General features: G+C 34.7%; 40 protein-coding genes and 1 tRNA gene. All 41 read right to left on the reverse strand.

From position 1 onward, the window contains the following. Positions 1-23: 23 nt before the first annotated feature. Complete coding sequence (locus HPY57_11470; protein ID NPV12398.1) at positions 24-881, reverse strand: sigma-70 family RNA polymerase sigma factor; 858 nt, start codon at positions 879-881, stop codon at positions 24-26. 3 nt (positions 882-884) lie between these two features. After that, positions 885-1,166, reverse strand: a complete 282-nt coding sequence (locus HPY57_11475; protein ID NPV12399.1) for a EutN/CcmL family microcompartment protein — start codon at positions 1,164-1,166, stop codon at positions 885-887. Next, complete coding sequence (locus HPY57_11480; GenBank protein ID NPV12400.1) at positions 1,166-1,465, reverse strand: EutN/CcmL family microcompartment protein; 300 nt, start codon at positions 1,463-1,465, stop codon at positions 1,166-1,168. Before HPY57_11480 ends, HPY57_11475 begins: the two co-directional genes overlap by 1 nt. 10 nt (positions 1,466-1,475) lie before the next feature. Continuing rightward, positions 1,476-1,862: a PIN domain-containing protein gene (locus tag HPY57_11485; GenBank protein ID NPV12401.1), complete on the reverse strand. Its 387-nt coding sequence runs from the start codon at positions 1,860-1,862 to the stop codon at positions 1,476-1,478. Beyond that, the gene (locus HPY57_11490) at positions 1,859-2,104 is read right to left on the reverse strand and encodes a hypothetical protein (protein NPV12402.1); all 246 of its coding nucleotides are present in this window, start codon (positions 2,102-2,104) and stop codon (positions 1,859-1,861) included. Before HPY57_11490 ends, HPY57_11485 begins: the two co-directional genes overlap by 4 nt. Continuing rightward, entirely contained in the window at positions 2,101-3,270 is a 1,170-nt protein-coding gene (locus tag HPY57_11495; GenBank protein NPV12403.1) for a phosphopentomutase, read from the reverse strand. The genes HPY57_11490 and HPY57_11495 overlap by 4 nt, the downstream gene beginning before the upstream one ends. 7 nt (positions 3,271-3,277) lie before the next feature. After that, positions 3,278-5,113: a GAF domain-containing protein gene (locus HPY57_11500; protein ID NPV12404.1), complete on the reverse strand. Its 1,836-nt coding sequence runs from the start codon at positions 5,111-5,113 to the stop codon at positions 3,278-3,280. After that, positions 5,110-5,718, reverse strand: coding sequence for a YihA family ribosome biogenesis GTP-binding protein (locus HPY57_11505; GenBank protein ID NPV12405.1), 609 nt, complete (start codon positions 5,716-5,718; stop codon positions 5,110-5,112). The genes HPY57_11500 and HPY57_11505 overlap by 4 nt, the downstream gene beginning before the upstream one ends. Positions 5,719-5,799: 81 nt before the next feature. Continuing rightward, entirely contained in the window at positions 5,800-6,363 is a 564-nt protein-coding gene (rplQ, locus tag HPY57_11510; GenBank protein ID NPV12406.1) for a 50S ribosomal protein L17, read from the reverse strand. Positions 6,364-6,377: 14 nt separating this feature from the next. Beyond that, positions 6,378-7,367, reverse strand: a complete 990-nt coding sequence (locus HPY57_11515) for a DNA-directed RNA polymerase subunit alpha (protein NPV12407.1) — start codon at positions 7,365-7,367, stop codon at positions 6,378-6,380. 27 nt (positions 7,368-7,394) lie between these two features. Beyond that, positions 7,395-8,021, reverse strand: coding sequence for a 30S ribosomal protein S4 (gene rpsD / locus HPY57_11520; protein ID NPV12408.1), 627 nt, complete (start codon positions 8,019-8,021; stop codon positions 7,395-7,397). 20 nt (positions 8,022-8,041) lie between these two features. Continuing rightward, positions 8,042-8,428 (reverse strand): 30S ribosomal protein S11, encoded by a 387-nt coding sequence (gene rpsK, locus HPY57_11525; GenBank protein ID NPV12409.1) that lies wholly within the window; start codon positions 8,426-8,428, stop codon positions 8,042-8,044. An 18-nt stretch (positions 8,429-8,446) separates the two neighbouring features. Beyond that, positions 8,447-8,830, reverse strand: a complete 384-nt coding sequence (gene rpsM, locus HPY57_11530) for a 30S ribosomal protein S13 (GenBank protein ID NPV12410.1) — start codon at positions 8,828-8,830, stop codon at positions 8,447-8,449. Positions 8,831-8,845: 15 nt separating this feature from the next. Then, a complete protein-coding gene (gene rpmJ / locus HPY57_11535; GenBank protein ID NPV12411.1) occupies positions 8,846-8,959 on the reverse strand; it encodes a 50S ribosomal protein L36 in 114 nt (37 codons plus the stop codon). Between the two features lie 12 nt (positions 8,960-8,971). Then, positions 8,972-9,190, reverse strand: coding sequence for a translation initiation factor IF-1 (gene infA / locus HPY57_11540; protein ID NPV12412.1), 219 nt, complete (start codon positions 9,188-9,190; stop codon positions 8,972-8,974). Then, the gene (gene map / locus HPY57_11545) at positions 9,190-9,948 is read right to left on the reverse strand and encodes a type I methionyl aminopeptidase (GenBank protein NPV12413.1); all 759 of its coding nucleotides are present in this window, start codon (positions 9,946-9,948) and stop codon (positions 9,190-9,192) included. The genes infA and map overlap by 1 nt, the downstream gene beginning before the upstream one ends. A 5-nt stretch (positions 9,949-9,953) precedes the next feature. Then, positions 9,954-11,288 carry a preprotein translocase subunit SecY gene (gene secY, locus HPY57_11550; GenBank protein NPV12414.1) on the reverse strand — a complete coding sequence of 445 codons (1,335 nt, stop codon included), beginning with the start codon at positions 11,286-11,288 and terminating at the stop codon, positions 9,954-9,956. Continuing rightward, positions 11,288-11,755, reverse strand: coding sequence for a 50S ribosomal protein L15 (gene rplO, locus HPY57_11555; protein NPV12415.1), 468 nt, complete (start codon positions 11,753-11,755; stop codon positions 11,288-11,290). The genes secY and rplO overlap by 1 nt, the downstream gene beginning before the upstream one ends. Before the next feature lies 1 nt (position 11,756). After that, on the reverse strand, positions 11,757-11,945 hold the full coding sequence (rpmD, locus tag HPY57_11560) for a 50S ribosomal protein L30 (protein NPV12416.1): 189 nt from the start codon (positions 11,943-11,945) through the stop codon (positions 11,757-11,759). Beyond that, the gene (gene rpsE / locus HPY57_11565; GenBank protein NPV12417.1) at positions 11,942-12,451 is read right to left on the reverse strand and encodes a 30S ribosomal protein S5; all 510 of its coding nucleotides are present in this window, start codon (positions 12,449-12,451) and stop codon (positions 11,942-11,944) included. Before rpsE ends, rpmD begins: the two co-directional genes overlap by 4 nt. A gap of 23 nt (positions 12,452-12,474) precedes the next feature. Then, positions 12,475-12,545 (reverse strand) — tRNA-Gln (locus HPY57_11570). A gap of 5 nt (positions 12,546-12,550) precedes the next feature. Then, entirely contained in the window at positions 12,551-12,919 is a 369-nt protein-coding gene (locus tag HPY57_11575) for a 50S ribosomal protein L18 (protein ID NPV12418.1), read from the reverse strand. Between the two features lie 2 nt (positions 12,920-12,921). Then, positions 12,922-13,461, reverse strand: a complete 540-nt coding sequence (rplF, locus tag HPY57_11580) for a 50S ribosomal protein L6 (GenBank protein NPV12419.1) — start codon at positions 13,459-13,461, stop codon at positions 12,922-12,924. A 21-nt stretch (positions 13,462-13,482) separates the two neighbouring features. After that, the gene (gene rpsH, locus HPY57_11585) at positions 13,483-13,878 is read right to left on the reverse strand and encodes a 30S ribosomal protein S8 (GenBank protein ID NPV12420.1); all 396 of its coding nucleotides are present in this window, start codon (positions 13,876-13,878) and stop codon (positions 13,483-13,485) included. 18 nt (positions 13,879-13,896) lie between these two features. Further along, positions 13,897-14,082 (reverse strand): type Z 30S ribosomal protein S14, encoded by a 186-nt coding sequence (locus tag HPY57_11590; protein NPV12421.1) that lies wholly within the window; start codon positions 14,080-14,082, stop codon positions 13,897-13,899. Between the two features lie 10 nt (positions 14,083-14,092). Continuing rightward, positions 14,093-14,761, reverse strand: a complete 669-nt coding sequence (gene rplE, locus HPY57_11595; GenBank protein ID NPV12422.1) for a 50S ribosomal protein L5 — start codon at positions 14,759-14,761, stop codon at positions 14,093-14,095. A gap of 8 nt (positions 14,762-14,769) precedes the next feature. Beyond that, positions 14,770-15,099, reverse strand: coding sequence for a 50S ribosomal protein L24 (gene rplX / locus HPY57_11600; GenBank protein ID NPV12423.1), 330 nt, complete (start codon positions 15,097-15,099; stop codon positions 14,770-14,772). Positions 15,100-15,109: 10 nt separating this feature from the next. Continuing rightward, positions 15,110-15,478, reverse strand: a complete 369-nt coding sequence (rplN, locus tag HPY57_11605) for a 50S ribosomal protein L14 (GenBank protein ID NPV12424.1) — start codon at positions 15,476-15,478, stop codon at positions 15,110-15,112. 20 nt (positions 15,479-15,498) lie between these two features. After that, on the reverse strand, positions 15,499-15,759 hold the full coding sequence (rpsQ, locus tag HPY57_11610) for a 30S ribosomal protein S17 (GenBank protein ID NPV12425.1): 261 nt from the start codon (positions 15,757-15,759) through the stop codon (positions 15,499-15,501). A 3-nt stretch (positions 15,760-15,762) separates the two neighbouring features. Then, positions 15,763-15,993: a 50S ribosomal protein L29 gene (rpmC, locus tag HPY57_11615; protein NPV12426.1), complete on the reverse strand. Its 231-nt coding sequence runs from the start codon at positions 15,991-15,993 to the stop codon at positions 15,763-15,765. Between the two features lie 8 nt (positions 15,994-16,001). After that, on the reverse strand, positions 16,002-16,424 hold the full coding sequence (rplP, locus tag HPY57_11620; GenBank protein ID NPV12427.1) for a 50S ribosomal protein L16: 423 nt from the start codon (positions 16,422-16,424) through the stop codon (positions 16,002-16,004). Positions 16,425-16,429: 5 nt separating this feature from the next. Continuing rightward, positions 16,430-17,080: a 30S ribosomal protein S3 gene (gene rpsC, locus HPY57_11625; GenBank protein NPV12428.1), complete on the reverse strand. Its 651-nt coding sequence runs from the start codon at positions 17,078-17,080 to the stop codon at positions 16,430-16,432. Positions 17,081-17,088: 8 nt separating this feature from the next. Continuing rightward, entirely contained in the window at positions 17,089-17,442 is a 354-nt protein-coding gene (gene rplV / locus HPY57_11630; protein NPV12429.1) for a 50S ribosomal protein L22, read from the reverse strand. 18 nt (positions 17,443-17,460) lie between these two features. After that, positions 17,461-17,748 (reverse strand): 30S ribosomal protein S19, encoded by a 288-nt coding sequence (gene rpsS, locus HPY57_11635; GenBank protein ID NPV12430.1) that lies wholly within the window; start codon positions 17,746-17,748, stop codon positions 17,461-17,463. Between the two features lie 14 nt (positions 17,749-17,762). Then, a complete protein-coding gene (gene rplB / locus HPY57_11640; GenBank protein ID NPV12431.1) occupies positions 17,763-18,596 on the reverse strand; it encodes a 50S ribosomal protein L2 in 834 nt (277 codons plus the stop codon). Positions 18,597-18,613: 17 nt separating this feature from the next. Further along, positions 18,614-18,922: a 50S ribosomal protein L23 gene (rplW, locus tag HPY57_11645; GenBank protein ID NPV12432.1), complete on the reverse strand. Its 309-nt coding sequence runs from the start codon at positions 18,920-18,922 to the stop codon at positions 18,614-18,616. Then, positions 18,915-19,547: a 50S ribosomal protein L4 gene (gene rplD / locus HPY57_11650; protein ID NPV12433.1), complete on the reverse strand. Its 633-nt coding sequence runs from the start codon at positions 19,545-19,547 to the stop codon at positions 18,915-18,917. Before rplD ends, rplW begins: the two co-directional genes overlap by 8 nt. A gap of 2 nt (positions 19,548-19,549) precedes the next feature. Then, positions 19,550-20,170 carry a 50S ribosomal protein L3 gene (gene rplC / locus HPY57_11655; protein ID NPV12434.1) on the reverse strand — a complete coding sequence of 207 codons (621 nt, stop codon included), beginning with the start codon at positions 20,168-20,170 and terminating at the stop codon, positions 19,550-19,552. Between the two features lie 12 nt (positions 20,171-20,182). After that, positions 20,183-20,497 (reverse strand): 30S ribosomal protein S10, encoded by a 315-nt coding sequence (rpsJ, locus tag HPY57_11660; GenBank protein ID NPV12435.1) that lies wholly within the window; start codon positions 20,495-20,497, stop codon positions 20,183-20,185. Positions 20,498-20,535: 38 nt separating this feature from the next. Then, complete coding sequence (gene tuf, locus HPY57_11665; GenBank protein ID NPV12436.1) at positions 20,536-21,744, reverse strand: elongation factor Tu; 1,209 nt, start codon at positions 21,742-21,744, stop codon at positions 20,536-20,538. Between the two features lie 32 nt (positions 21,745-21,776). After that, complete coding sequence (fusA, locus tag HPY57_11670; protein ID NPV12437.1) at positions 21,777-23,873, reverse strand: elongation factor G; 2,097 nt, start codon at positions 23,871-23,873, stop codon at positions 21,777-21,779. Between the last annotated feature and the right edge of the window lie 15 nt (positions 23,874-23,888).

Raw genomic sequence — 23,888 nt, forward strand, 5'->3', positions numbered from 1 at the left:
CACACCCTTAAATTTTGAAGGTTCTATCCTAAGTAGGCTTTTAAAGCTTTACTTCGAGAAGCATGACGCAATCTGCGGATTGCTTTCTCTTTTATTTGACGGACTCTCTCACGAGTAAGGTTAAATTTCTCACCAATTTCTTCAAGTGTAAGAGAATGCTCGTGATTTAAACCAAAGTATAATCTTATAACTTCAGCTTCTCTTTCAGTTAAAGTAGAAAGAGCTCTTTCAATTTCCATCTTTAATGATTCTTTCATCAAACCATGATCTGGAGCTGGCTGCTGATCGTTGCTGATAACATCAAGCAATCTGTTTTCTTCACCAGGTGCAAATGGAGCATCAACAGAAACATGGCGACCAGAAATTTTTAAGGTATCAGAAATTTCATTAACAGGAATATTTAATTCTTCTGAAAGTTCCTCTGCGCTCGGTTCTCTTTCGAATTCTTGCTCAAGGTTGCTGAATGCTTTGCCAATTTTATTTAATGCACCAACTCTATTAAGAGGCAATCTGACAATTCTCGATTGTTCGGCTAAAGCCTGTAAAATAGACTGACGAATCCACCACACAGCGTAAGAAATGAATTTGAAACCTCTGGTTTCGTCAAATCTTTTTGCTGCTTTAATTAGTCCAAGATTACCCTCGTTAATTAAATCACCAAGTGATAATCCCTGGTTTTGATATTGTTTTGCAACGCTGACCACGAATCTAAGATTAGCTTTGACCAGTTTTTCTAAAGCTTTCTGGTCACCTTTTTTAATTCGTTGAGCTAAATCAATTTCTTCTTCTGCAGTAATCAGGTCAACTTTACCAATTTCTTGCAAATATTTATCTAATGACTGACTTTCACGATTTGTGTATTGTTTGGTTATTCTCACCATAATTTAACCCTTTAAATTTGTTTCGACATCTATTCTATCAATTATACCTACGATAGAGGCATCAACAGGAGCCATATCAACAGGTAATGGAATAACTGCTTCAGATGCAGTGATATACATAACAATTTCTCCAGGACCCGCACCCACAGTATCTATGGCAACAATTGGCTCCCCCGTTTTTTCCAAATTTGAATTAAGAGGTTGAATAAATTGCATTTTCATTGATTGCAGGGCAGGATACTTTTTTGTTGCCCAAATTGTTCCAATTACCTTCGCAAAAAACATTAGTTCTTTGCTGTCTCCAATTTTTCTTCTTTAATTACTATGTCCAGTTTATCAACTATTGCCATAATTACAGCATCAATAGGTTTATTCTTGGTAAACGCCGTCTGTCTGGCGGAAGAGCCAGTTGCAACCAGAACAACCTCACCGACACCAGCACCAACGCTATCTACAGCAATGACGAAATTTTTTGTATCTGAATAATCTAAATTTATCTGACGAACAATTAAAAATTTTGCGCCAACAAGATTTTCGTCTTTTCTTGTTGCCCAGACTGTTCCAATTACTCTTCCTAAAATCAATATCCCACCATTATTTGTTTATTTTTAGCAGTTTTACATTATTATAATTTAAATATTTTTCGTGATTAAAAGTAGTAAGTATTAATTTGTTCTGAGCAGCCATCATAACAATTATTGCATCTCGCAAGTTCCAATCAAAATTATGTCGATTTGCTTGATTAATTAAATCAGCAACCTTTTCTGCATATCGGCTGTGGATTCCCAGAACCTTGAAACCGTAAAGCACCATATCTGCGTATTTTTTGTATTCTTCACCGGCAAATTCATAGACTTCAATTGCATTAATAACTGTTGTAAAACAATCGTAACGGGACATCAATTTCATCAAAGTTGATGTTTTTTCACCTGTAGTTAGATGATCTAAAAGTATATCGGTATCAACTAAAATTTGTTTCATTTTTCGATTTTTCCTCTGGATCTAACAACTCCAAGTGCAATTTCTAAGGGAATTTTCTGAGTATTAGCTATTTTTTCAACTATTTTAATTGAAATTTTTTCTTGTCTACAAATTTCTTCAATATCTGGATAAATTTTAGCCTTAAATGATTTTATGTTTGCCGAGCTGAAAAAATTTAGTGCTTCATCAGGGAATACTGGTTTTCCATTTATTATTTTAATTGTGAATTCTTTTTCGTTCATAAAATTATTTCAGTTAAAAAACTTTTTCCGTTAAGATTATTTTCAAAACCGTAAAAATGGCAGATGGTTTTTGCTAAATCAGCGAAAGTCTCTCTTAAGCCTAGATTAACATTTTGCTTTATCTTTTTACCATAAACCAGAATTGGAACAAGTTCTCTAGTGTGATCAGTGCCTGGAAAAGTCGGATCATTCCCATGATCTGCAGTAATGAAAAGTAAATCTTCTTCGTTTAAGGAATTCATTATTTCAGGTAAATAATTATCAAATTCTAATAAAGCGTTGTAAAAACCCTGAACATCGTTTCTATGACCATAAAGCATATCAAAATCTACGAGATTTGTCATAATGTAAGAATTCGTTTCAGATTTAATTGCATCAATTGTCTGAAGAATTCCATCGAGATTATTTTTTGTTTTTATTTGAACATCAATATTTCTGTATGCATACAGATCATTAATCTTTCCAATTCCGATTGTCTTGATATTATTTCTTTTTAGAACATCAAAAATCACATCACCACTTGGTTCAAGTGCAAAATCTTTTCGTCTATAAGTTCTTGTGAAATTTCCATTTGAACCAATAAATGGTCGAGCTATGATTCGTCCAACAGCGTGTTCACCAATCATCACCTGTTCACGAGTAACTTTACAAATTTCATATAATCTTTCGACGGGAATTACATCTTCATGAGCTGCAATTTGAAAAACAGAATCGGCACTCGTATAAACAATCGGATATCCTGTTTTAATATGTTCTTCGCCAAGCTCTTTAATAATTTCTGTTCCTGAAGCTGCTTTATTACCTAATATTCCCTTCAAATTATTAAGTCGAATAAATTTCTCAATGATTTCATCAGGAAAGCCGTTAGGATAAACAGGGAATTGTTTTTCGGAAATTAAACCACCGAGTTCCCAATGTCCTGTTGTGCTGTCCTTTCCTCTTGAAACTTCCTTCATTTTACCAAAACACCCGATTACCTCTCTTTCAATAGAATTTAATTTGACGATTTTTCCAAGTCCGAGTTTTTCAAGATTTGGGAGTTCTATTCCATTTAATGCTTTAGCAATGTTTCCAAGTGTATTTGAACCTTCGTCATTATAAAATTTTGCATCGGGTGCGTTACCAATTCCGACTCCATCAAGGACTATTACAACAGCTTTTTTCATTTTATTCCTATTTAACTGTTCTTATTTTATTTCCACCATCAAGTATGGCTTTATTTAATGCAGTTTCAGCTGATTGAAATAACGTTTCACTTCGGATGTTTTTTGTTCCACCAGCGTATCCAATGCTTACAGTAATTCCAAATTTTTCATCCTCGTAATCTATAAACTCACCTGAAATTTTTTGCATTATCTTCTGACACCAGATATTATCAACTGCAGGTTCACGATTAATAAAAAGAACACCAAATTTCAATGTTTCCAGTCTTCCAATTTCCATCAAATCTTCAGCTTCTTTGTTTAATCTCATTGCAATATATTTTGCAATCTTGGGAATTACCTTTGGTGAGTACTTTTTAACTAATTTATCAACTCGATCGACGGAAATTAAAGCAAGACCTATATGTTTTTCTCCAGCAGTAATTTTTGTAACCTCACTGACTTTTCTCTCAAATGTTTGCCGATTTAAAAGCATTGTTTCAAGGTCTATGCTTAAATATTTATCGAGAAGATTTTTGTTTAATAAATTATCCAATTGGAATGCGAAGTAATTAGCCATTTTTTCAACTAATCGAACATCATCATCAAAATATTTTTTCTTTTTGATGTTTTCGAGCACTAATGCACCATGAATGGTTCCGCTTGAATTTATTGGAACAATCATTAATGAACCTTTAATATCCGACAAAAATCCTTTTCTGTACAAGAAATATTTGTTGTAGCTCGAATCGTCTATTTTGACGCTGTTGCCGGAACGGATTGCATTACCAATCAGAGTTTCAAGACTCACATCTACAGGTAGACCTTCGCCCATGTAATCGATTGATGTTCGATTGATTACTTTTTTTAGAATATATGTTTTTGCACCATAATCATAAAGCACAATTCCCAGAACATCCCATTCAAGGAATTTATCTAGGACAACTATAAAATTCTGGACAATTTTTCTCTCATCAAAATCTCGAGTTGAATTTCCAATTAATTCAAGTAATGCATCAAGTTTTTGATTAACTAACTCTATGTTATATCTCTCATCATAAATGTTTAAGATGAGAGTGATCATCCTGACGAATTTACCAAGAGTATAAATAGTCTCAGGACCAAAAGCATCTTCACTTTTACTATCTATTGCCAGAACGCCAATTACTTTGTTATTAAGAAAAACTGGAACTGCTGCTATTGACTTTATTCCTACAGGTATCTGATAATATTTAATTAAATCTGCTTCTACATTCGAATTGATGTTGCAAGTATAATTCGGATTACCCGTTAGTATAACTTTACTGATAATGTCAGAACCAACTTCATATTTTAATTTTTGAAGACCATCTTCATCGGAAGAATAATTATAAAATATGATTTGATTTTTATCTCTTCTATACCAGAAAAAAATTGCGGAGTGAGCCATAAATACATATTTAATAACATCAAGAGTTTTCTCGAGATAAAAATTAAATTGAACATCTCCACTGGCACCTGCAGGTATTTCTTCAAGAGCAATCTTTCTATACTGTACATTCAAGTCTTGCGGGACAAATTGAGTAACTTTTCCTTTAAGTAATCTTTCTTTAATATCTGCTTCTGTTAAGATTTTATCCTCTGCTCTAAATTCTTGAACATCTTCTGCGCTGTTACTCTGTTCCTCTTCGTTTTCCTCATTAGTATCTTCAATTACTTCTTTACTTTTTACATTGCCATTACGTGTAAAAATTATAAAACTAATGATTATAATCGTTAATAAAATAAAAAACAGCTTTAAAATAATTGTATCTATCAAATATGAAGCAACTAACAACCCAAGCAAAATTAGAAATATTATGATTCTTTTAGGATTGAGCTTGATCAAATTTCTTTCTCTCTACTTTCAAATAATTTATTGATTAAGAATGACAGCAATTCCTTTTTCCCTTCACCAGACTTTGCGGAAAGAAATATATAATTAAAATCTGTGCTCTCCATTATTTGCTGAGTAAGTTTTTTCAATTTAGATTTTTCAGACTGGTTTAATTTATCAACTTTTGTGAACAAAATGCAATAAGGTAGACCTAAGTCAAGAACATAATCTTTGGCTATTTCATCAAGTTTTGTAAATGGTACCCTTGAGTCCATTAGATGACAGACAAGTATAATTTTATTACTCAATTTGAAATAATCTTGAATAAGCCTTGAAAATCTAAAACTTTCTTCCTTACTTGTAGATGCGTAACCAAATCCTGGCAGATCTACTAAATAAAATTTTTCATCAATTATGTAGAAATTTATTGAGCGAGTTTTTCCAGGGGTTTGACTAACTTTTGCAAGATTTTTTTTCCCAAGAATTAAATTAATTAATGATGATTTACCAACATTAGACCGCCCCATAAATACAATTTCGGGTAAATTCTGTGTTTTCAACTGATCGAGTGTATAAACTGTTCTCTCTAACCTTGCATTATTAAAATCTATCTTCATTGTGTTTAATTATTATTCTGCAAAATAAAAAAGGAGTAGTCAGATTGCTCCAACTACTCCTTAATTGCGATTAACTAAACTTTAATTCTCTTTATTTTTGGATTCAGTTGAACTTTCACTCTGAGATTCTTCAGAATTAGATTCAACTTCATTATCTTTAATGTCTTCGTTTGCCTCAGCTTTTACATCCTGTTGCTCTTTTTCTGTTCTACTTTCTTCTTCTTTAGTAACCTGCTCTGTTTGAGCTACAGGAGTCTCTTTCTTTTTCTGTTCCTTTGCAACTCCTTCATTATAATCAACGAGTTCTAAGATAGCCAGATCTGCGCCATCTCCTCTTCGAGCGCCTAATTTAACTACTCTTGTGTAACCACCTGGTCTATCACCAACTTTTACTACTATCTCGTTAAATAATTCTTTTAATACTTCACGATCTTTAATAAATCTGGCTACATATCTTCTTGCAGGGACATCACCTTTGCGAGCTTTTGTTATTAATCTTTCAACAAAAGTTCGTGCTTCTTTAGCTTTTGCAACAGTTGTTTTAATTTTTTTGTATCTGAATAAAGCTGTTGCTAGATTACACAACAATGCTTTTTTGTGTTCAGCTGTTCTTTTTAATTTTCTTCCTTTAACTGCGTGTCTCATTTTTCAATTCCTGATTATTCTTTTTCATCTTCGAGGTATTTATCGACATCCATTCCAAACTGGAGACCGAGGTTTTGTATTTTTTCTCTAATTTCATCAAGAGATTTACGTCCAAAATTTCTAAATCTTAGTAATTCGTTTTCTTCTCTCTTTACAAGATCGGCTATTGTATTTATGTTCGCACCTCTAAGTGAATTGTAAGCTCTAACAGATAACTCGAGTTCTTCAATAGACATTTTAAGAATTTTTCTAATTCTTTCTTTTTCCGCATCTCGCGGTTTTTCAGCCGCTGCAGCTTTTGCTTCAAATTTGTAATTCAAGAAGAACTCAAAATGTTCTTTTAATATTTGAGCTGCAAGATTCAAGCTATCTTCTGGTGTTATCGAGCCATCAGTAGTAATCTCAAGAGTTAACCTTTCGAGATTATCTCGATTAGCATAACGAATTGTTTCAACGGTATAGTTTACATTTTTCACTGGAGTAAAAATACTATCGATTGGAATCACACCAATTGTAAATTCTGGACTTTTGTTTTCTTCAGCAGGAACATAACCTATTCCCTGTCCGAACCACAACTCCATCGTGAAGTTAGCAGTCTTTCCAAGTGTAGCAATGTGTGCGTCAGGATTTAATACTTCGATATCGTTAGTCTGTTTTTGAATATCACCAGCTTTAAATTCGCCTGGACCTTTAATTTTTAATGTAATTTTATTTGCACGATTGTTGAGAATTTTAATTCTGACCTGCTTAAGATTCAAAATAATTTCAGTTACATCCTCTTTAACACCTTCAATTGTGCTGTACTCGTGGAGGATGTTATCTATTTTAATTGCTTTAAAGGCAGCGCCTGGAATTGATGAAATAAGGACTCGCCTTAAAGCATTTCCAACGGTAATACCATAACCTCTCTCAAGTGGTTGAATCACAAACTTCCCATAACTTGGAGAATAAGAGGTCTGATCTAAAGTAATCTTTTCAGGTAATTGCAATAATGATAAACTCATCTTTTCAACCTTTCCTAAGGTTATTGATTATTTAGAATACAATTCAACTATTAACTGTTCATTTGCATTTAAAGGAATATCAGCTCTTTCAGGAATATGCAAGAAAGTGCCTGATAGAGTAGCTTTATCAATTTGTAACCAGGGATATGTACCCTCTTTAACTCTTTTTAGTGAGTTATGTATTATATCAAGAGCCTTGCTCTTTTCTTTAATGGAAACGACCTGTCCTGGTTTTAATAAATAAGAAGGTATATCAACAATTTTTCCATCCACCAAGATATGTCTATGACGGACAAGTTGTCTTGCTGCTTTTCTTGATGGAGCAAAACCTAATCGAAAAACTACATTATCTAATCTTCTTTCAAGAAGTTTGATGAGATTTTCACCCGTACGACCTTTTTGTTTCAGGGCTTTTTCAAAATAGTTTTTGAATTGTCTTTCAAGAAGCCCGTAGATTCTTTTAACTTTTTGTTTTTCTCTTAATTGAATTCCATATTCACTTATCTTCGTTCTTCGAGAAGTACCATGTTGTCCTGGAGGATAATTCTTTTTCTCCAGAGGACATTTCTCGGTGTAACATTTCGTTCCCTTTAAGAACAACTTTTGTCTTTCTCGTCTACATAATTTACAAACAGCGTCGTGATAAACTGCCATTTACTTTTTCTCCAAAATAATTATACTCTTCTTCTTTTAGGTGGTCTGCAACCGTTATGAGGAATTGGTGTAATGTCTTTTATAGATTCAATCTGCAAACCGACATTTGCAAGTGCTCTTATTGCAGCTTCTCTACCAGCACCTGGTCCTTTAATCAACACATCAACTTTTCTAACTCCTGCATCATACGCTTCTTTAGCTGCTGCTTCAGCGGTTACTTGAGCTGCATATGGTGTATTCTTTTTAGAACCTCTAAATCCATTTCTACCAGCAGATGACCAGGCAATGGTATTTCCATAAATATCAGTGATAGTAACAATAACATTATTAAATGTCGCCTGGATATGGGCAACTCCTTTAGGATCTATATGAATTTTCTTTTTAGACTTTTTTTGTGTCTTTGCCAACTTTCAATCTCCTATTTATTACTTCTTAGCTACAGCTTTTTTCTTACCAGCAACAGTTTTTCTCTTTCCTTTTCTTGTACGAGCGTTAGTTCTTGTCCTTTGACCTCTAACTGGTAATCCCTTACGATGTCTTAACCCACGATAAGTTCCAATATCCATTAATCGTTTAATATTCATCTGAACTTCACTTCTTAAAGCACCTTCGACTTTATAATCAGAAGTAATAACCGCTCTAATTGCTGCTACTTCATCAGGGGTAAGATCACCAACTTTTTTATTCGGATCAACATTGGCAGCTTTCAGAATGTCCCAGGCATTGGAGCGGCCAATACCATAAATCAAAGGTAAAGCGTAAGCAATTTTTTTGTTCTTTGGTAAATCAATTCCAGCTATACGTGCCAATTTTAAACTCCTCTTTTATCCTTGTCTTTGCTTATGTTTTGGATTTTTGCAAATCACTCTAACCTGACCTTTTCTCTTTATTATTTTACAATGTTCACATCTTTTTTTAACAGAAGCTCTAACTTTCATAAAAACTCCAATTTACTTGTATCTATAAATTATTCTTCCTTTAGTTAAATCGTATGGTGAAATTTCAACTTGAACTTTATCACCAACGAGTATACGTATAAAATGCATTCTCATCTTGCCTGAAACATGGGCAAGTATTTCGTGACCATTATCAAGTTTAACTCTGAACATTGCATTAGGCAATGTTTCAGTAATAACTCCATCCATTACAATAACATCTTTTTTTGCCATCAGGCTGTCAAAATTTCTGGTTCGTTATTAGTTATTAAAATTGTATGTTCAAAATGTGCAGATGGTTGACCATCTTCTGTTACAATTGTCCATCCATCTCTTAAAGTTTTTACTCTATAAGTTCCAGCATTTACCATTGGTTCAATTGCTATCGTCATACCTTCTCTTAATTTTGGACTTGGACCTCCAACAACATAATTTGGTATTGAAGGATCCTCGTGCAAGTACTTTCCAACTCCGTGACCAGTTAATTCTCGCACAATGCTAAAACCATTACTTTCAACATAAGTTTGAATCGCTCGCGAAATATCAGATACTCGATTTCCATTTTTTGCTTTTTCAATTCCTCTATAAAGAGCTTCTTCTGTAACTTTCATTAATTTCTTCTTTAATTCAGATACTTTCCCAACTGGAAATGTTTTTGCTGCGTCACCAAAAAATCCGTTTAATTGAACACCGACATCAATTGAAATAATCTGTCCTTCTTTTAGAGGAACATCATCAGGAATTCCATGAACCACAGCATTATCAACAGATGCACATATTGAAGCTGGGAAATTAAAACTTCCCGCCTGCGAGTATCCTTTGAATGCAGGAATACCGCCTCGAGACCTTATATAATCTTCAGCAGCTTCGTCGAGCATCTTTGTAGTAATACCAGGTTTTATCAAAGAACTCATTAATTTCAAAACTTCTGCAACAATCTGACAACTTTTTCTAATACCATCAATCTCTTGAGCATTCTTAATAAATATCATTCAAATTATCTACGACCTTTAATCCTACCAGTTTTCAAAAATCCATCATAGTGTCTCATTTTCAAGTGAGTTTCAATTTGTTGAAGCGTATCGAGAGCTACGCCGACAACAATCAACAAACTTGTTCCACCAAAAAACTGAGCAAAGCTTGGTGATACACCAAACTTAGAAATAAATGCAGGAAGAATCGCAATGATTGCTAAAAAGATTGAACCAGGTAAAGTGATTCTTGTTAAAATATTATCAATATATTCAGCTGTTTGATTTCCTGGTCGAATTCCTGGAATAAAACCTCCCTGCTTTTTCATTGTCTCAGCAACATCTTTCGGATTAAATGCAATAGCTGTATAGAAATATGTAAAGAAAATAATCAATAAAGCATAGAAGAATGAGTAAACGAAAGAGTCATATCTAAAATGACTTGCTATAGAAGCCATCAATTCACTTTCAGGGAAGAAAGTCAAGATTGTATTTGGAATAAACATAATTGACTGTGCAAAAATGATGGGCATAACTCCAGCGGTGTTAACTCTTAAAGGAATAAATTGAGTTACACCACCAACAATCTTTCTTCCTACTACTCTTTTTGCATACTGAACTGGTATTCTCCTCTCACCTCTAGTCATTAAAACAACAGCAGCTATAATGAAAACCATCAAAGTCACAAAAATCAATTCAACAATTAAATTTGTTTGACCAGCTGCAAGCAATCTGTATTCATCAAGAAAAGCATATGGTAATCTGTCAATAATTCCAATAAAAATTATTAAAGATATTCCGTTTCCAATTCCACGTTCTGTAATTTGCTCACCAAGCCACATTAAAAATATTGTTCCGGCAGTTAATATAATGATGGTCGAAAAAGTAAATAAAGCTCCCTGTACTTCAATAGGTACTATTGGAACTCCATTAGCATTCATATGATTTAATCTTACACTCACACCCCAGGCTTGAACGGCAGCAACCAAAACGGTACCATATCTTGTAAGTTGATTAATTTTCTTTCGTCCCTCTTCACCTTCTTTTTGAAGTTTCTGAAAGTATGGTACAACAGCACTAAGCAACTGAATAATAATTGATGAGCTGATATATGGCATTATACCCAGTGCAAAGATCGCAGCATTTGAAAAAGCACCTCCGACAAATAAATCATAAAGTCCAAACAAGTTATCCTGTGTCGCATTTCTTGTTGCTTCTGCCAATACATGAGCATCAACACCTGGCAGTGTAATGTGAGCTCCGATTCTAACGATTATTAAAAGACCGAGTGTAAAAAGAACTCGTTCCCTTAATTCCTGGATTTTAAAGATATTTCTAAAACTTTCAGCAAATGTCGCCATTAGAATTTCACTATATTTATTGTTCCACCTGCAGATTCGATCTTCTGACGTGCGGATTGACTAATTGCGTGAATGGTGAGATCGAGTTTAAAGTTTACATCACCATCGCCTAAAATTTTAATAGGTTTGTTTTTACTCCCAACTGCTTTTTTCTCGTAAAGCAACTCAGGAGTTATTTTTTGGTCAGATAAATTATTTTTAAGTACAAAATCAACAAGTCTTTGCAATTTTAAAGCTTGATATTCAACTCTTAAAGGGCTTTTAAATCCTCTTTTTGGAACTCGACGAGCCAGAGGCATCTGCCCACCTTCAAAGTTAGGTCTAAATCTTTCGCCGCCTGAGCGAGACCTTTGTCCATTCATTCCACGACATGATGTACCGCCATGACCCGAACCTGGTCCTCGACCAACTCTTTTTTCTTTTTTGACTGAGCCTTTTGCTGGTTTTAAATTACTTAAAATGTTCATATCACTCTTCACTAATTTCTTCAACTTTAACGAGATGACTAACTTTGCGAAGCATTCCTCTAATTTGAGGAGTGTCGTTTTTGATTACAACATAATTTGGACGACCAAGACCAAGAGCTTTTATAGTTCGCTTTTGTCTTTCTGGTCTATCTATAATTGATCTTATTTGAGTAATTTTTAACTTTTTCATGACTTACCAAACAATTCTTGTTTTGTAATTCCTCTTTTCATTGCAACAGTATTTGCATCAAGGAGACTTGTAAGTGCTTTCAATGTTGCCTTTACAGTATTGTGAGGATTTGAAGAACCAAGAGATTTTGTGAGAACATCAGTAATTCCTGCAGCTTCAAGAACTGCTCTAACTCCACCACCTGCTATCAATCCAGTACCAGGTGAAGCAGGTTTTAAAAGTACCTTTGCTGCGCCATATTTCCCAATAATTTCATGGGGAATGGTGCCTTTAATTACAGGTACTTTTACTATGTTCTTCTTAGCATCCTCTGTTCCTTTGCTAATGGCATCGGTCACTTCGTTTGCTTTACCAAGACCGACACCAACATGACCTTTGCGATCACCAACAACTACAATTGCATTAAAGCTAAATCTTCGTCCACCTTTAACAACTTTTGCAACTCGATTGATGTGGACAACTTTTTCTTTTAACTCTTCTATGTTTTGTGGTCTAACAGTTTTCAAATTACATCACTCCATTAATTTAGCTGCCGGGAGAGGATTCGAACCTCTACATACGGCTCCAAAGGCCGCTGTCCTACCCTTAGACGACCCGGCAAATTTTTAAATTTTAAATCCACCTTCTCTTAATCCATCAGCTAAGGCTTTTACTCTGCCGTGATATCTAAAACCATTTCTATCGAACACACCTGTTGTAATTCCTTTGCTTAAAGCAATTTCAGCAGCAACTTTACCAACTAGTTTACTAACTTCTGTTTTCGTCAAGTGACCTTGAATTTTCTCTTTAACTTCTTTCGATAAATTTGAAACAGAAAAGAGTGTCCTGTTCGTAGAGTCATCAATAAATTGAATATAGATATTATTCAGACTTCGATAAACACTTAATCTTGGCTTTTCAGGGGTCCCTTTCGCCAATACCTTTTTCAAATGTTTCTTTACTCTAAATCTTGATTTTGCTTTTGGTTTAATCATATTTATTTACCTGCAGTTTTACCAGCTTTACGGATTATTTGTTCACCTTCATATCTAATACCTTTACCATTATATGGTTCAGGTGGTCTGAAAGAACGAATTTTTGCAGCTATTTGTCCAACTAATTGTTTATCAATACCGCTGATTACAATGTTTGTTGGAGCTGGAACTTCAACTTTAACTTCTTTTGGCGGAATAAAGAAAATTGGATGTGAATAACCCAATGCTAATTGCAATCCTCTTCCTTTCCATTCCGCTCTGTATCCAACACCAACAATTTCTAATTTTTTAGTATAACCTTCTGTTACACCATCAATCATATTCTGAATCAAAGCTCTGTATAAACCATGCAATGCTCTAACTCTTTTATCATCTGAATCACGGGTCAAAACTACCTGATTGTTTTCAATATTAATTTTAATTCTTGGATCATAAGTTTGCGTTAATTCACCCTTAGGACCTTTAACTTTAATTGTCCCATTTTGAATTTCTACAGTTACGCCTTTTTTAATTTCAACTGGTTTTCTACCAATACGAGACACTTTTTAATCTCCTCTTTCGATTTACCAAATGTGACAGATTACTTCACCACCGATATTTTCATTTCTTGCTTCTTTATCGGTCTTTAAACCCTTTGAAGTCGAAATGATCGCAATTCCAAGTCCGTTCAAAACTCGGTCGATTGACTTAGCATCTTTATAAATTCTTAAACCTGGTTTACTAATCCTTTTCAATCCAGTAATCGCACTTCTGCCCTGAACATATTTAAGACGAATTCTCAAAATTCCTTGCTTACCGTCTTCAATAACTTCATAAGAATCGATATACTTTTGATTTAATAAAATTCTGGCAATATCAATTTTCATTTTTGATGCAGGAACATCAACAACAACATGTCGAGCTTTGATTGCATTTCTTAATCGAGTTAAAAAATCCGCAATTGGATCTGTCATTGTCATTCTAATCTATCTCCTCTTTTACCAACTTGCTTTTCTAACACCGGGAATTTTACCGCTGCTAGCCATATTTCTAAAGCAGATTCTACAAATACCAAATTTTCTCAAATAACCTCTTGGTCTGCCACATAAACTGCAGCGGTTATATTTTCTTACCTTGAATTTTGGTTCTTTTTTCTGTTTAACAATTAAAGCTAATCGTGCCAAAGTTAACTCCTTATTGACTTACTTCTTTCTTTCTAAATGGAAATCCAAATGCCTTTAATAATTCGTAAGCTTCTGCATCTGTTTTAGCAGTAGTCACAATTGTAATATCCATTCCATAAATACGATTTACTTTATCGACATTAATTTCAGGGAAGATAATGTGCTCTTTAATTCCAAGAGTATAATTACCACGACCATCAAATGACTTATCTGATACACCTCTAAAATCACGAACTCTTGGCAAGGCAATATTTATCAATCTATCAAGAAACTCATACATTCTTGCACCACGAAGAGTAACCATGCAACCAATAGCCATGCCCTGACGCAATTTAAAATTCGAAATTGCCTTTTTCGCTTTTCGAATAGCAGGTTTTTGTCCAGCAATCATTTCAAGGTCTTTAACTGCATCTTCAAGCAACTTTGGATCTTGAGTTGCTTTTCCCACACCAATGTTCAAAGTTATTTTATGCAGTTTTGGTACCTGCATTACATTTTTGTAATTAAATTGCTTCATTAAAAGAGGGACAATTTCCTGCTTATACATTTCAAAAAGTCGTGGCGTAATTTTTTCTTCAGGTTCTGTTTGAACCTGCACAGCAGTATCTTTTGCTTTTTCTTCTTTGCCTTTTTTCTGTTGTGTTTGCTGAGCTTGTTTTTTCTGTTTTTTATCTGCCATCTTTAGACCTAAATCATTTCTCCAGATTTTTTACTAACACGAACTATTTTTTTCTTTCCTGTAGTTTCATCAAAAATTATTTTTGATCCTACTCTGGTTCTTTCGTTAGTTTTTGGATCAATAAGCATTACATTCGAAATATGAATAGGTGCTTCTTTTTTAATTATACCTCCCTGTGGATTTTTCTGGGAAGGTCTAGTATGTCTTTTTACTATATTAACACCTTCAACAATTACTCTTTGTTTTTTGGGAAAGACTTTTAGAACTTTTCCGGTCTTTCCTTTTTCATTACCTGCAATTACTATAACGTTATCATTTTTTTTGATTTTTAGTCTCATTCAAAACCTCTTATAAAACTTCAGGAGCTAATGATACAATTTTCATAAATTGTTTTTCTCTTAGTTCACGAGCAACTGGTCCGAAAATACGAGTACCTCTTGGCTCGTTTTTATTATCTAACAAAACAGCTGCATTTTCATCAAATCGGATATATGTTCCATCTTTTCGTCTAACTTCTTTCTTTGTTCTTACAACAACGGCTCTGGATACATCACCTTTTTTTACTGCACCACCAGGGATAGCAGATTTAACTGAAACAACGATAATATCACCAACAGTTGCATATCTTCTATTGCTTCCGCCAAGAACACGAATACATCTAACTTTCTTAGCACCTGAATTATCTGCTACAACTAAATTGGTTTCTTCCTGAATCATAACTCTATCCTCTCATTAGATTATTTTTCTCTTTCGAGAATTTTCACTAATCGCCATCTTTTTCTTTTGCTTAATGGTCTGGTTTCCATTATTTCGACGATATCGCCAATTTGGCATTCATTGTTGGGATCGTGAGCCATTAATTTAGTGGTCTTTTTATAATATTTTTTATAGATAGGATGAGCAACTCTGCGTTCAATTGCAACGACAATGCTTTTATCCATTTTGTTGCTCACGACTTTACCGATTCTGGTTTTTCTTCTTCCACGAGTTGTAGTCATTTTTTATTTCACCTCCTTTTTCCCAGAATCGGTTTTTCTCTCAATTCCAAGTTCTCTTTCACGTAAAACCGTCTTCATTCTTGCAATATCTCGTCTTGTTAATTTAATTTTTGCTGTGTTTGTTAATTGTTTTGTTGCAAGAGCAAATCTTAAATCAACTAAATTATTTTCTTCTTCTTGAATTCTTTTTCTTAATTCTTCGTCTGTCATTTGTCTAATTTCATACATTTTCATAATCGCACCTATTCAGCTTTGTAGTCAATTCGGGTAACAATTTTAGTTTTAATTGGAAGCTTGTGAGCAGCTAATTTTAAGGCTTCCATAGCAACATTTGCATCAACCCCACCAACCTCGAACATAACTCTTCCTGGTTTGACTACAGCTACCCAAAATTCTGGCGCACCTTTACCTTTACCCATTCTTGTTTCAAGTGGTTTTTTTGTAACAGGTTTATCTGGGAAGATTCTAATCCAGATTTTACCATCTCTCTTCATTTTTCTCGAGAGAGCCACTCTGCATGCTTCGATTTGTCGAGCAGTAATCCAATGAGGTTCCAAAGCTTTTAAACCAAAATCACCGAAAGCAACAGTATTACCACGAGTTGCTTTACCTTTCATTCGACCTCTTTGTGCTTTTCGATACTTTACTCTTTTAGGCATTAACATAGAATTTAAGCTCCAATTTTTTCGCCGATTTTACCGAATATTTCGCCTCTACATATCCATACTTTTACACCAATTGAACCATAAATGGTTTGAGCAGTTGCGGTTGCATAATCAATATCTGCTCTGAAAGTATGTAGAGGTACACGACCTTCTTTATATTGCTCAGATCTTGCCATTTCTGCACCAGCTATACGGCCACCGCATTTAATTCTAATTCCTTCGGCACCCATCCTCATCGCTGCTGTTATAGCAGTTTTCATAGCTCTTCTGTGAGAGATTCGATTTTCAATTTGTCGAGCAATATTTTTTGCAACAAGTTCAGCATCCAATTCAGGTCTTTTTATTTCATGGATCTGAACTTTAACTTCTTTATCAAATAACTTTTTAAGTTCTGCTTCGAGCTGTTGAATATCTTTTCCACTTCGACCTATAACAACACCCGGTCGAGAAGTATGAATTGTAATGGTTAGATCTTTTGCTGTTCTTTCAATTAAAATTTTTGATACACCAGCATTTTCTAATCTGCTTTTTATGTAATTACGAATCTTAACATCTTCAACGAGTTTGGGTCCAAAGGATTTTTCTTCGTACCAGTTGGATTCCCAACTTCTTGTAATACCTATTCTCAAACCAATTGGATTAGATTTCTGTCCCAAAGATACTCCTATGATTTTGTTTCTTTTTGTGCAACAACAATAGTTACATGATTAGATCTTTTTCTAATTCTATAAGCTCGACCTTGTGGAGCTGGCAAAATTCTTTTCAACATTGGACCGCCATCAACATAAGCTTCTTTGATATACAGATCACTTACTTCAACACGACCATCTTCAACTTTGTTCATTAGATTTGCAACAGCAGATCTTAAAACTTTCTCAGCATCTCTGGCAGCATGTTTCTTAGTAAAATGTAAAATGCTTAGTGCCTCTTCAACTGATTTTCCTCGAATTAAATCAATAACCGTCCTCATCTTTCGAGGTGATGTTGGAATATATCTAAACGTTGCTTTTGCTTCCATTTTCAACCTTATCAAACTTTATTTTGCTTTACTTGCTTTTTCTGCTTTAGTACCAGGATGTCCTCTAAAAATTCTCGTAGGTGCAAATTCCCCGAGTTTATGACCAACCATATATTCAGTTATTAAGACTGGAATAAATTGTTTTCCATTGTGAATAGCTATAGTATGTCCTACAAATTCTGGTGATATAGTTGAAGAACGAGACCAGGTTTTAATCATTTTTTTCTGATTGGCTTCATTCAAAGCTCTAATCTTTTTCAATAACTTTTCGTTTATATATGGACCTTTTTTAACTGATCTTGGCATTTGTTCCTCTTAGACTACTTTCTTCGTTTGACGATATATTTATTAGATAGTTTGTTTTTCTTTCTTGTTTTCAAACCTTTAGCATATTGACCCCAAGGCGAAGTTGGATGTTGCCATCCACCACCACTTTTACTTTTACCTTCACCACCACCATTTGGATGATCAATAGGGTTCATAGCAACACCTCTTACATACGATCTCCAACCTAACCATCTATTTCGTCCAGCTTTACCTAAACTTATATTTTCATGATCAGCATTACCGACGACTCCATATGTGCAATAACAATTCACATTAACTAATCTTACTTCACCAGATGGTAATTTCAAATGAACATATTTGCCTTCACGTGCAACTACTTGCGCAGAGGTTCCAGCGCTTCTTGCAAGCTGACCACCTTTCCCTGGCTTTAATTCAACATTATGAACGAAACTACCTAAAGGGACAATGCCAAGAGGCATTGCATTACCAGGTTTTATTTCAACATTTTCACCAGCAACAATCGTATCTCCAATCTTTAATCCATTAGGAGCAAGAATGTACCGTTTTTCTCCATCAGCATAATGGATTAATGCGATTCTAGCGGATCTATTAGGATCATATTCTATGGAATAAACCTTTCCTGGAATATCTCTTTTATCTCGTTTAAAATCGATTATTCGATACATTCTCTTATGGCCACCACCACGATGACGAGCTGTCAATCGACCATAATTATTTCTACCACCAGATTTCTTTAATGGCTCGAGCAGCGATTTTTCTGGTTCAGTTTTAGTGATTTCAGAAAAATCTGGTAGTATTGCAAATCTTTGTGATGGCGTTACTGGTTTTAATTTTTTTAGTCCCATTCTAATTCATCCTGCAATTAAATGTTCTCAAAGAAATCAATTTTCTGATCTTTTTCCAGAGTTACATAAGCTTTTTTAATAGTCGCAGTTCTACCAGTGAATCTTCCAGATCTGCGAAATTGTGTTCTTGTTTTCCCTTTTCTAATAACTGTTCTAACATTGACAACTTTTACATTAAATTTTTGCTCGACTGCTTTAGCTATTTCAATTTTGTTTGCATCTCGAGCAACAACAAAACCGTAAACATTTACACCTTTATCTTGAAGTCCTGTCAACTTTTCAGTTAATAAGGGTCGAATTAATATATCGTTAATATTTTTACTCATGGCTAAACTTTTGATTTATTAAGTTCAATGCACTTTCCTGTAATAACAATACTTTGTTATTCAAAATATCATATGTCGATGCTTTTTGAGCTTCCAGAACATTTAAGGTTGGAATATTTCTTCCAGATAAATAAATATTCTTATTGTATCCTTCCGTTAAAAGTAATGTTTTTTTGTCGTTTAGATTTAACGCCTTAATAATATTAAACATCTCTTTAGTTTTGGGCTGCTCAAAATCAAAATCTTCAACTACAATTATTTGATTGCTTTTAGCTTTATATGTTAAAGCAGACAAACGAGCAAGTAATTTTACTTTCTTTGGTAATTTCATTTCATAATCACGCGGTTTCGGACCGAAAATAGTTCCACCTCCAACCCACAATGGAGATCTAATCGAACCAGCACGCGCACGACCAGTTCCTTTTTGTCTCCAGGGTTTTCGACCGCCACCGCTAACTTCACTTCTTTCCTTTGCCTTAGCAGTACCCTGACGCTGATTTGCTAAGTAAGCTTTTACCGCAAGATAAATTGCATGATCATTTGGCTGAATATCAAAAACTTTTGGATTCAGCTCAATCTGTCGTCCAGTTAATGAACCATCTATTTTATAAATGTCAACTTTCATTTTTACTTCTTCATCAATTTCACATAACCGTTAATATGACCAGGAATAGCTCCTTTGATAAAAATGAGATTCTGGTCTTTATCTATTTTGACAATTTTTAGATTTCTAATTGAAACTTTTTCACCGCCCATTCTTCCAGCCATTCTTTGACCTTTGAATACACGGCTTGGGAATGAGCTTGCTCCAATAGAACCAGGAGCTCTCAATCTGTCACTTTGCCCGTGAGTTACGGGACCACCACCAAATCCATGTCTTTTTACAACACCTTGAAAGCCTCTACCTTTGGAAATACCCTGCACTGTAATCTTATCACCAACATTAAAGAGATCAACCGTTATCTCTTGTCCTAATTTCAAATCTTTTAAGTCAAAATTTCTGAATTCAGCTAAAAATCTTTTAGGCGAAAGCCCTGCTTTTTTGAAGTGTCCAAGCAATGGCTTAGTTGTACTTTTAATTTTTTTATCATCGAAACCTAATTGAACAGCATCGTAACCATCATTTTCTTTTGTTTTGATTTGAGTGACAAAGCAGGGACCTGCTTCGACTATTGTTACTGGAATAACATTTCCATTTTCATCGAAAATTCTTGTCATTCCTGTTTTTTTACCTAAAAGGCCAATCATTATAATCTCCAACTATGCATTAACTTTAATCTCAATATCGACACCCGCAGGGATATCGAGTTTCATTAATGAATCTATTGTTTTATTGTTTGAATTTAAGATATCAATCAAACGTTTATGAGAACGAATTTCAAATTGATCACGTGATTTTTTATCAACATGAGGAGATCTAAGAACTGTATAAACGGTTCTTTTAGTTGGCAAAGGAATGGGACCCGACACAAGAGCCCCGGTACTTCTTACTGTCTTGATAATTTTTTCAGCTGATTTATCAAGTAAATTATGATCGTATGACTTTAGCTTAATACGTATCTTTTGACTTTGCACTTCTTAAATCTCCTTAATAATAATTTTATCTAATCTATTTACTCTAAAATCTTTGTTACAACACCAGCACCGACAGTTCTACCACCTTCACGAATAGCAAATCTCAATCCTTCTTCCATAGCTATTTCTGAAATTAAGTCAACAGTTAATCTTACATTATCTCCCGGCATAACCATTTCAACACCTTCTGGCAAAGTAACTACACCAGTAACATCAGTTGTTCTGAAATAGAACTGTGGTCTATAACCTGAGAAGAATGGAGTATGACGACCACCTTCTTCTTTTGACAAAACGTATACTTCGCATTCAAATTTTTTATGTGGAGTAATACTTCCTGGTTTTGCTACAACCATTCCTCTTTCAATTTCGTCCTTGCCAATACCTCTCAACAATAATCCTGCATTATCACCAGCAATTGCTTCATCAAGTTCTTTTCTGAACATCTCGATACCAGTTACAACAGTTTTCTTATGTTGACCTAAACCGATTAACTCAACTTCTTCATTCAACTTGATTCTTCCTCTTTCGACTCTACCAGTTGCAACGGTACCACGCCCGGTAATACTGAAAACGTCTTCTACAGGCATTAAGAATGGTTTATCAATTTCTCTTTGTGGTAATGGAATATAGTTATCAAGAGCATCAACTAATTCATAAATGCATTTAAATTCTGGTTCATCGGCAGTTGAGTTTGGCTGCATTGCTTTTTCCATTGCCTTCAAAGCACTACCACGAATTACAGGCACTTCATCACCTGGGAATTCATATTTAGTTAACAATTCACGAACTTCCATTTCAACAAGATCTAACAATTCTGGATCATCAACAGCGTCAACTTTGTTCATAAAAACAACAATAGCAGGAACACCGACCTGACGAGCTAAAAGAATATGCTCTCTTGTTTGAGGCATTGGACCATCTGTTGCTGCAACAACTAAAATTGCACCATCCATCTGAGCTGCACCAGTGATCATATTCTTAATGTAATCAGCGTGACCCGGGCAGTCAACGTGTGCATAGTGTCTCTTTTCAGAAGAATATTCTACGTGTGCTGTTGCTATGGTAATACCACGAGCTTTTTCTTCTGGTGCATTGTCAATTGAATCGAATGTTCTTACCTGAGCAAGATTTTTCTTGGCAAGAACCATTGTGATAGCAGCAGTTAGAGTAGTTTTACCATGATCCACGTGACCAATTGTTCCGACATTCACGTGAGGTTTACTTCTATCAAATTTTTCCTTTGCCATGTTTTTTCTCCTTTAATTAGTAAAAGTTAAACTTAAACTTTAATTCCTTCTTTACCAATAGATTTTTCTACTAATTGATCAGCAATTTGCTTTGGCACTTCTTGATAAAATGCAAATTGCATAGTATATAAAGCTCTTCCTTGAGTCATTGATCTTAAAATAGTTGCATATCCAAACATCTCAGATAATGGGACAAGTGCTCTTATAACTTGAGCATCTTTTCTCGCACTAAACCCTTCAATCTTCCCTCTTCTTGAATTTAAATCTCCCATTACATCGCCCAGATATTCTTCGGGCGTAACAACTTCAACTTCCATAATTGGTTCTAAGAGAACTGGATCAGCTTTCTTTGCCGCTTCTTTGAATGCAATTGATCCTGCTACTTTAAATGAAATTTCATCAGAGTCAACTTCGTGATATGAACCATCAAACAAAGTTACCTTTACATCTACGACAGGATAGCCAGCTAAAACACCATTTTTCATAGCCTCTTCTATACCAGCTGATACAGCAGGAATGTATTCTTTAGGGATTACACCACCAACTATCTTGTTTATAAATTCGTAACCTTTACCTTTTTCATTTGGTTCTACTTCAATCCAGACATGACCATATTTACCCCTACCACCTGTCTGTTTGATAAATTTCCCTTCGGCTTGAACCTTTTTGGTAATAGTTTCTCTATAAGCAACCTGTGGTTTGCCAACATTAGCTTCTACATTGAATTCCCTCTTCATTCTATCAACAAGAATTTCGAGATGAAGTTCACCCATTCCAGCAATTAATGTTTGACCAGTCTCTTCATTAACACTTACTCTAAATGTTGGATCTTCATCAGCCAATCTATTTAAAGCTTCAGACAACTTATCTTGATCAGCTTTTGTCTTAGGCTCAATTGCAATTTGAATAACCGGTTCCGGGAATTCCATTTTCTCTAAAATTATTGGGTCAGATTCATCACATAGAGTATCGCCAGTCTTAGTGAATTTCAAACCAACAGCTGCAGCAATATCTCCTGCGTATACTTCATCAATATCAGTTCTGTGATTTGCATGCATCTGCAGGAGTCTTCCCAATCTTTCTTTCTTTTCTTTGTTTGAATTGTAAACGTACGAACCTGCAGTGGCTTTACCCGAATAAACTCTAAAGAAAGTTAAGCGACCAACATAAGGGTCGCTCATAATTTTAAATGCCAACGCTGTGAATTTTTCATTTTCTGTTAATTTTCTTGTAACAAGGTCATTCAAATGAGGATGATGACCAACAATATCTGGTAAATCTGCGGGAGATGGCAAGTAATCTATAATTGCATCTAATAATAACTGAATACCTTTATTCTTAAATGCAGATCCACACAAAACTGGGACTATTGTACCTTTTATAGTTGCTTGACGGATAACCTTTTTTATTTCATCTTCAGTAATTTCAAGTCCCTCAAGATATTTTTCCAACAAAGTATCATCAATGTCAGATACAGATTCTAATAATTTAGTTCTATGTTCTTTAGCATAAGCTTCAAGATCTTTGGGAATATCAAAAACTTCAAACCTGGTACCGAGGGGATCTTCAGTATACATAACAGCTTTCATTCTAATTAAATCAATCACGCCAGTAAACATATCACCTTCACCGATAGGCACCTGCACAGGAACAGGATTAGCACTTAATCTATCTTTCATCATTTGAATTACATTAAAGAAATCAGCACCGACGCGATCCATTTTATTTACAAAAGCGATACGGGGAACACCAAACTTATCAGCCTGTCTCCAAACTGTTTCTGATTGTGGTTCAACACCACCTACTGCACAGAAGAGAGCTACTGCACCATCCAGTACTCTTAATGACCTTTCAACTTCAACAGTAAAATCAACGTGTCCTGGAGTATCAATAATGTTGATCCTATGACCTTTCCATTCACAAGTAGTTGCTGCACTTGTAATAGTTATACCACGTTCACGTTCTTGCTCCATAAAATCCATAGTTGCAGAGCCATCGTGCACTTCGCCCATTCGATGCACTTTACCTGTATAGAATAAAATTCTTTCCGTAGTAGTTGTTTTTCCGGCATCGATATGAGCCATAATTCCAATATTTCTCAATTTTTCAATTGGCAATCCTCTAGGCATAAAAAATCAATTCTC

The sequence above is a fragment of the Ignavibacteria bacterium genome (assembly GCA_013177855.1).
In the GTDB taxonomy this organism is placed as follows: domain Bacteria; phylum Bacteroidota; class Ignavibacteria; order Ch128b; family Ch128b; genus Ch128b.

Bases quoted from the DNA above. Each gene is read 5' to 3' on its own strand.
- HPY57_11470 (NPV12398.1), bottom strand. From the start codon at position 881: ATGGTGAGAATAACCAAACAATACACAAATCGTGAAAGTCAGTCATTA.
- HPY57_11475 (NPV12399.1), bottom strand. From the start codon at position 1,166: ATGTTTTTTGCGAAGGTAATTGGAACAATTTGGGCAACAAAAAAGTAT.
- HPY57_11485 (NPV12401.1), bottom strand. From the start codon at position 1,862: ATGAAACAAATTTTAGTTGATACCGATATACTTTTAGATCATCTAACT.
- HPY57_11490 (NPV12402.1), bottom strand. From the start codon at position 2,104: ATGAACGAAAAAGAATTCACAATTAAAATAATAAATGGAAAACCAGTA.
- HPY57_11495 (NPV12403.1), bottom strand. From the start codon at position 3,270: ATGAAAAAAGCTGTTGTAATAGTCCTTGATGGAGTCGGAATTGGTAAC.
- HPY57_11505 (NPV12405.1), bottom strand. From the start codon at position 5,718: ATGAAGATAGATTTTAATAATGCAAGGTTAGAGAGAACAGTTTATACA.
- rplQ (NPV12406.1), bottom strand. From the start codon at position 6,363: ATGAGACACGCAGTTAAAGGAAGAAAATTAAAAAGAACAGCTGAACAC.
- HPY57_11515 (NPV12407.1), bottom strand. From the start codon at position 7,367: ATGAGTTTATCATTATTGCAATTACCTGAAAAGATTACTTTAGATCAG.
- rpsD (NPV12408.1), bottom strand. From the start codon at position 8,021: ATGGCAGTTTATCACGACGCTGTTTGTAAATTATGTAGACGAGAAAGA.
- rpmJ (NPV12411.1), bottom strand. From the start codon at position 8,959: ATGAAAGTTAGAGCTTCTGTTAAAAAAAGATGTGAACATTGTAAAATA.
- infA (NPV12412.1), bottom strand. From the start codon at position 9,190: ATGGCAAAAAAAGATGTTATTGTAATGGATGGAGTTATTACTGAAACA.
- map (NPV12413.1), bottom strand. From the start codon at position 9,948: ATGATATTTATTAAGAATGCTCAAGAGATTGATGGTATTAGAAAAAGT.
- secY (NPV12414.1), bottom strand. From the start codon at position 11,288: ATGGCGACATTTGCTGAAAGTTTTAGAAATATCTTTAAAATCCAGGAA.
- rplO (NPV12415.1), bottom strand. From the start codon at position 11,755: ATGAACATTTTAAGTAATTTAAAACCAGCAAAAGGCTCAGTCAAAAAA.
- rpmD (NPV12416.1), bottom strand. From the start codon at position 11,945: ATGAAAAAGTTAAAAATTACTCAAATAAGATCAATTATAGATAGACCA.
- HPY57_11575 (NPV12418.1), bottom strand. From the start codon at position 12,919: ATGATTAAACCAAAAGCAAAATCAAGATTTAGAGTAAAGAAACATTTG.
- rpsH (NPV12420.1), bottom strand. From the start codon at position 13,878: ATGACAATGACAGATCCAATTGCGGATTTTTTAACTCGATTAAGAAAT.
- rplE (NPV12422.1), bottom strand. From the start codon at position 14,761: ATGGCAGATAAAAAACAGAAAAAACAAGCTCAGCAAACACAACAGAAA.
- rplX (NPV12423.1), bottom strand. From the start codon at position 15,099: ATGAGACTAAAAATCAAAAAAAATGATAACGTTATAGTAATTGCAGGT.
- rplN (NPV12424.1), bottom strand. From the start codon at position 15,478: ATGATTCAGGAAGAAACCAATTTAGTTGTAGCAGATAATTCAGGTGCT.
- rpsQ (NPV12425.1), bottom strand. From the start codon at position 15,759: ATGACTACAACTCGTGGAAGAAGAAAAACCAGAATCGGTAAAGTCGTG.
- rpmC (NPV12426.1), bottom strand. From the start codon at position 15,993: ATGAAAATGTATGAAATTAGACAAATGACAGACGAAGAATTAAGAAAA.
- rplP (NPV12427.1), bottom strand. From the start codon at position 16,424: ATGTTAATGCCTAAAAGAGTAAAGTATCGAAAAGCACAAAGAGGTCGA.
- rplV (NPV12429.1), bottom strand. From the start codon at position 17,442: ATGGAAGCAAAAGCAACGTTTAGATATATTCCAACATCACCTCGAAAG.
- rpsS (NPV12430.1), bottom strand. From the start codon at position 17,748: ATGCCAAGATCAGTTAAAAAAGGTCCATATATAAACGAAAAGTTATTG.
- rplB (NPV12431.1), bottom strand. From the start codon at position 18,596: ATGGGACTAAAAAAATTAAAACCAGTAACGCCATCACAAAGATTTGCA.
- rplW (NPV12432.1), bottom strand. From the start codon at position 18,922: ATGAGTAAAAATATTAACGATATATTAATTCGACCCTTATTAACTGAA.
- rplD (NPV12433.1), bottom strand. From the start codon at position 19,547: ATGAAAGTTGACATTTATAAAATAGATGGTTCATTAACTGGACGACAG.
- rplC (NPV12434.1), bottom strand. From the start codon at position 20,170: ATGATTGGCCTTTTAGGTAAAAAAACAGGAATGACAAGAATTTTCGAT.
- tuf (NPV12436.1), bottom strand. From the start codon at position 21,744: ATGGCAAAGGAAAAATTTGATAGAAGTAAACCTCACGTGAATGTCGGA.
- fusA (NPV12437.1), bottom strand. From the start codon at position 23,873: ATGCCTAGAGGATTGCCAATTGAAAAATTGAGAAATATTGGAATTATG.